General features: G+C 42.9%; 3 protein-coding genes and 1 pseudogene. 2 read left to right on the forward strand and 2 right to left on the reverse strand.

The window, feature by feature from the left end:
* Positions 1-101: 101 nt before the first annotated feature.
* Entirely contained in the window at positions 102-1,433 is a 1,332-nt protein-coding gene (locus tag AB4496_RS21515; RefSeq protein ID WP_009845828.1) for a DEAD/DEAH box helicase, read from the reverse strand.
* Between the two features lie 360 nt (positions 1,434-1,793).
* Here AB4496_RS21515 and AB4496_RS21520 point away from each other — a divergent pair, with 360 nt between their 5' ends.
* Entirely contained in the window at positions 1,794-2,060 is a 267-nt protein-coding gene (locus AB4496_RS21520; protein ID WP_009845829.1) for an Lpp/OprI family alanine-zipper lipoprotein, read from the forward strand.
* Positions 2,061-2,254: 194 nt separating this feature from the next.
* Here the strand turns inward: AB4496_RS21520 and AB4496_RS21525 are convergent, their stop codons facing one another.
* The gene (locus AB4496_RS21525; RefSeq protein ID WP_032555087.1) at positions 2,255-3,229 is read right to left on the reverse strand and encodes a L,D-transpeptidase family protein; all 975 of its coding nucleotides are present in this window, start codon (positions 3,227-3,229) and stop codon (positions 2,255-2,257) included.
* 346 nt (positions 3,230-3,575) lie between these two features.
* Between AB4496_RS21525 and deoD the strand changes: the two are divergent.
* Positions 3,576-3,711: pseudogene (deoD, locus tag AB4496_RS21530) on the forward strand (purine-nucleoside phosphorylase); the annotation flags it as partial.

Below are 3,711 nucleotides of genomic sequence, written 5' to 3' on the forward strand. Positions count from 1 at the left end.
TTATCCGAACGGCATTAGCCCTTCATAGGCGGTTTTTATTTACGCTAGCTTGTATAAAGATCTGTATTTATAAACATAATCTTTTAGCTCACGCGAGTTGATTACTCGTCGTCAGTTTTTGGCGCAACTTTCTTCTTAGGGATAAATACTGTATCACCCACTGCCACATTCTTGTGGAAGCTCTTATCGCGCTTAACCGGTTTTTTCGGCGTTTTCTTAGCTTGAGTGTTGGTTTTCTTCTTCGCAGGACCGCCTTTAGCAAAAGCAGGTTTACGCGGCTTAATACCTTTGAATTTACCTTTTAGACCTTCAAGTACAGAGAAAGTAAGATCTTGTTGAAGGTAAAGCTCAACACGCTTAAAGCTATCCCAGTCTTTTGGACCAACCAAAGAGATTGCATCACCTTTGTTACCCGCACGACCAGTACGACCGACGCGGTGCACGTACTCTTCTGTATGCTTAGGCATATCAAAGTTGATAACGTGGCTTACGTTTGGAATATCGATACCACGTGAAGCAACGTCTGTTGTTACCAAGATCTTGTAAACCGCACGCTCGAACTGGCTCATGATTGCATTACGTTGCGTTTGGTTTAGGTTACCGCTCAATGCCACCGCTTTAAGCTTCTTCTCGTTTAACTTCTCGGTTAGGCGATCAGTATCAGCACGAGTTGCCGTGAAGATCATCACCTGACGGTATTCAGCTTCTTCAATAACACGATCCAGAATTGCTTCTTTATGATCTAGATGGTCACACAGGTAAAACTTCTGAGTGATATCAAGGTGCTGTTCGTTAGAAACACCCACTGAGATGCGTTTAGGCGAATCTAGCATTTCATTTGCAATGTCGTTCACTTCCGCGTGATCAAGTGTCGCAGAGAACATCAACGTTTGACGGCGACGGTGTTTAGCTGCATTCGCGATACGACGCAATTCAGGTGCGAAACCTAAATCTAGCATCCGGTCAGCTTCATCAAGGATCAGCGTTTCAACACCATCTAAAAACAGTGAGCGGTGCTCAAGGTGATCCGCAAGACGGCCTGGAGTCGCAACAATAAAGCGAGGGTACTTACGCAGAGCCTTAACTTGGTCGTTAAAGTTTTCACCACCCAAAATAAGTGTCGCTTCGTAAGACAGACCACCAAGCATGCTACGCAGCTCGCCATAAACTTGTTTTGCTAGCTCACGAGTAGGAGCCAAAATTACACCACGAGGATCTTTAGCAGAAAACGCTTTTGTTTTTAATGCTTTATGAATCATTGGCAACACAAACGCCAATGTTTTTCCTGATCCCGTTTTTGATGAAGCCAATAGATCCTTACCAGCAATAGCAACAGGGATCGCTTTTGATTGGATCTCTGTCGCCTTCTTGAAGTCGTAATGTTTTAAGTTCTTCAGTAAGCGGTTATCTAAGCCTAAATCTTTAAAGTGCAAAGGACTCTCCAGTCATGATGGTATTGAATAAAATTAATTTAACGTGACATGATACCGCGAAAGTACTTTATAAGGATAGAGATCACAGAAAATTTATCCCTTTATCTCTCGTTTGCTAGAACATTGTATGCATTGCTCGCAAAGAAATAACTCTCCAAAACACATCAAAACCGGCTCTCACCCCTCCATCTCATAAACGAGACATAACGTGACGCTCAGCTAATTACCTCAAAAATTTAGTAATTTCTCTAGTTATTGTTTTTGCAGTTAAAAAATTAGTCGCTACAATCATTAATGAAGCGACTATATGATAAAGAATGTATAGCGCATCTTTTGATGATAAATAAGCAAGGAGTTCTTATGAATAAGACGTTAATCGCAGCTGCAGCCTCAGTTTTCATTTTAGCTGGTTGTTCTTCTGAGCCAGAAGAAGCTGCAATGTCACAAATGGATCAATTGACTAACCAAGTTGCTGAGCTAACCAGTGAAGTTGAAGCACTTAAAGGCGATAAAGCGGCAGCTGAAATGAAAGCTCAAGAAGCAGCTGCAGCCGCTATGGCAGCAAAAGAAGAAGCGGATCGTGCTAACGACCGTATCGACAACATCGCAGAGTCTTACACTAAATAGTGTGAGAGCTCAGTGCGATTAAGCTGTAGATTAAATCAGTCGCAAAATGCAGTAAATAGACAGCACCACCTCTTAACGGATGTGGTGCTTTTTTTGGGCGTTACTAATTCGAATAGAAGGCATTAATTCGAGTAGAAGGTATCAATTCAAGTAGACAAAAATAAACGCCCCTTGTTACAGAAGAGGCAATCAAATTAGAACTCAATCACAGGTGGTGCTATCTCAACAGGCACGCCATTTTGAGCAAATATCACCGCTTTCGCTTTTGAATTTGGTAGATCTGCATCTTCAAGCCACCATTTTAATTCAACGGGGATTTGCAATAATTTCTTAGAGCCGTCGCTTCGCGTCAATGGTTCGTGAGCTTCAACAAACACGCTCCTATCTGGCTCTAAAGATACTTTGATAGGCTCATCGATTATTGTGACTTGCTCACCACGACTAACCTGTTCAAAAAGCCACTCAATATCTTTAGGTTCCATGCGGATACAGCCGGAGCTGACTCGCAAGCCTATCCCAAAGTCTTTATTGGTGCCGTGTATCAGATAATCACCTGCACCATAAGCAAGTCGTAATGCATACTCGCCAAGAGGGTTTTCCGGCCCAGCAGGAACCACTTTTGGTAGCTCAATCCCTTTCTCTAGATACTCTTTACGAATTGAGTTTGGAGGCGTCCAAGTCGGATTGGGTCTTTTTTGGCTTATCTTAGTGATCATCTCTGGGGTATCTCGCCCCACTCGACCGATGCCAACAGGAAATACGTGCACCTGATTTTTCTCAGGTTCAAAGAAGTACAACCTTAACTCGGCAAGGTTAATCACAATGCCTTTTCTCGGCGTATCCGGCAGAATCAAACGGCTAGGGATACTTAACACATAACCTTCAGCAGGAAGAAAAGGATCAACGCCTTTGTTTGCCGCCATTAAAGAGAGAAAACCAATATCGTATTGCTTAGCAATGATAGCCAACGTTTCGCCAGCAGCCACTTCGTGTTGCTGTATTCTGCCGACGATACGGCTTTCAGCCGGAGGCAGTACAAAGGTCGCCGCAGACACACACGACGAAGCCATCGCTGCCACAAGCATGGTGACCCTCACTAGAGGTAAAGCTACCTTACGTATCTGTGTTCTCATTGAGTGCAAAGGCGTCGAGTTAGCGCAGTACGACATACAATTCCTTGGTTGGTCTTTCTATCAAAGTTTAGATTATCGCTGATCAAACGTCGCGACAACGTATTGTTGCTCCAAGCTGATATGCAACAGGCCTTTATTTGTCGTTTTTCTTCTGGACATAGCGTAATTTAACCACACAAAATCGATTGCCTCTAAACTTTCAACATATTTGGTTATCCATATGAATAATACTTTAAAGGTAGAGCAAATTTGTGACAAACATCTCACGGAGCCTCGCTTTAACTCGCTAATATTGCCTCAACAAAACGAATTCAATTCAACAGAATCGGTAATTAATAAAACCCTGTTCCTATAATTACCGTTAAAACTTTGGAGAACGACCATGGCTACACCTCATATTAATGCTCAAGCTGGTGATTTCGCAGAAACTGTACTTATGCCAGGCGACCCGCTTCGCGCAAAATACATTGCAGAAACATTCCTTGATGACGTGAAGCAAGTTTGTGACGTTCGCAACA

The sequence above is a fragment of the Vibrio sp. 10N.222.46.A1 genome, assembly GCF_041473595.1.
GTDB lineage: Bacteria > Pseudomonadota > Gammaproteobacteria > Enterobacterales > Vibrionaceae > Vibrio > Vibrio tasmaniensis_A.

Bases quoted from the DNA above. Each gene is read 5' to 3' on its own strand.
- AB4496_RS21520 (WP_009845829.1), top strand. From the start codon at position 1,794: ATGAATAAGACGTTAATCGCAGCTGCAGCCTCAGTTTTCATTTTAGCT.
- AB4496_RS21525 (WP_032555087.1), bottom strand. From the start codon at position 3,229: ATGTCGTACTGCGCTAACTCGACGCCTTTGCACTCAATGAGAACACAG.